Source organism: Bacteroidales bacterium (genome assembly GCA_026418905.1).
Taxonomy (GTDB): domain Bacteria; phylum Bacteroidota; class Bacteroidia; order Bacteroidales; family DTU049; genus JAOAAK01.
In genome coordinates this window covers 1-2246 of record JAOAAK010000039.1, presented here as the reverse complement: position 1 = coordinate 2246, position 2246 = coordinate 1, and the positions used below count along the sequence as shown (strand labels likewise).

General features: G+C 33.5%; 1 protein-coding gene. It reads right to left on the bottom strand.

Annotation, left to right across the window (positions count from 1 at the left end; all coding sequences use genetic code 11):
* Positions 1-227 precede the first annotated feature (227 nt).
* Entirely contained in the window at positions 228-2165 is a 1938-nt protein-coding gene (locus N2Z72_07770; GenBank protein MCX7697571.1) for a hypothetical protein, read from the bottom strand.
* Positions 2166-2246 lie beyond the last annotated feature (81 nt).

Genomic DNA, 2246 nt, shown 5'->3' with positions numbered 1-2246 from the left:
GCATGGATAGGTGGCTCTCGAAGGTTTGGGTATTACACGTATCAAAAACCAAATGGTCGATACTATCCCCATGAAAAAAAATGATAGCTTAAACCAACTTTTCCTCCCATGGAAATGTCGGTTTTCAGGTTTGTGTAGCATCTTCATATTTTTATAATTGGTATCTGGTAAAGGTATGAAAATATTATGTTAAAATACAACCATAATTGGAGGAATTGTAATATTTTTCATTCATTGATTCTATAATAACAATACAAAAACCAAGCATGTGGATGTGCACAATAGACAGGTATTGATGAATAGGTCCATGTTTGATCTGGTAAACCTTCTTCAATTATTAAGGAAGATTCAACATTATCACTTGCGGACCAGTATGATGACCAATACTTAGGAAATTCTTTTGAAAAATTATCAAGCGACATCATTTTAAGCAACCGTTTTGCTTCAATTTTATCAAACTGAGAAACCCCAACTATTACTGGTCCATTTAGAGAATACCAAAAACCTCCATTTTCTCGAGAGCCCTTTTCCCATCCCTCTCCTTCGAATTCAGGATTTTCTTGTTGTCTAGCGCCAAGCTTTTCTCCCTTATATATTCTTTTTCTCATTTCATCATACAAAGCTTTTTTTCGTTCGATAGTCAACTCAGGTATTTGCATCATAAAGCCCTGTGGTTCAAGAAACATATTTTCATCTCCATATGATCGTCCATTAAAATACATGCGGCGCGAAAAGGCCAGTTCACCTAAGTCGTCCATAAATGCCTTTAATACTTTGGTACGGAACAGATCCATACTTCTGATTAAATTTTGAATATTAGTTTTTGTTTGGTTTATTGAAGCAAAATTCACTGCATGTTTCAACTCTGTTATGAGTGAACCGAGTATAACAATAGCCATTGCTGAATTCATGTGTGATTCACCGGAATAAAGAACTTTGTTGTATGGTGCATTTTCTACATAATAAACAGCATCGTTCCAATCAGAATTCATTAGTCTTACTAAACCATGCTCGCCTGTGCCTATTTCATCACGTAAAAAAGTATAACATTTTTCCACAAATTCAATTATCTTAATTTTGTTCATATTGGTAACAGGGTAGCACTGCACCTCTTCTGATAAAAATTCATAATCATGTGTAACCCGTAAATACTCTGATAAAAGTAAAAAGAAAAAAAGTTGTTGATCACTTGTAAAATAACTATAATTGTTGGCATAACCATTACCCATTTCAATCAGTCTTATTTCTCCCCAAGGAGTAGTACGCTTTAGCATATATCTTAATACACTTTTAGCAAGAGAGGGATTGTAATATATTAGTGGTAGAGCGTGTTGAAAATTATCGCGGGCACTTGCATGCATTCCCCAGTCATAATCATAAATTGTGCCTTGAGGAATTTTTGTTTCATCGTAAAATTCGCTATATGTTGCCATGGCTTCGAGGTTATAAGCATGCCATACCAACTCCTGCCTTAATTGAATATCCGTTTCATTTTCGAATTTGGGTAATATTTTCAACCAATTGCCAGAGTATACAGATTCGAAATAGAAATCTTTTTTTTGAGTAACACATGAAGACTTCATTGATAATTCTTTTATAATCTGATTAATTGAAGAAAATTCCTTTTCAAAAGTATAACCAATTATCATTTCCAAAGTCTTTTCTTCATTTGATTTCATCGAAACAGGGTATCTTACAGTCAATTCATTAAGATTTTCTACACTTAGGCTACTTCCTTCAGTTAATGCTTTGATAAAGATAGACGGAGGATAGCCCTCATACATAGAAATGCTTTCCCTGTGAGGAAATAAAAGAGGATCGTCAGTAATTCCCTTTATATCTGCTTTAACTAAATTTTCTTGATTATTAATAATCATCGAGTTGACGTATTTTACTTTTTTTAAGTGTTCGCTGCTGTTCTGCTGATGAATTGTTTCGTAATTTGCAGTAATCGATTCAATATACATTAGGTTTATGTTCGATTTGGTGTTGTTTTTAATTTTAATTGTCAACAAAAAGGCTGAAGTTCCATTTTTAGGATTGGTCGATGGTTTAACGGAGAGGATTCTTTGAACTGAAATATTATCAATCTTATAGATGTAGTTTGCAAATCCACAACCAAATATCCTTTTACACTTTGTTGGATCGGCAGCCAACGAACTCAATCCAGTAAGTTGGTATTTTTTTATAACCTCATTTTTTTCATTTAATTTGATAAGGTAAGCATCTGTCTCTTATACACATCT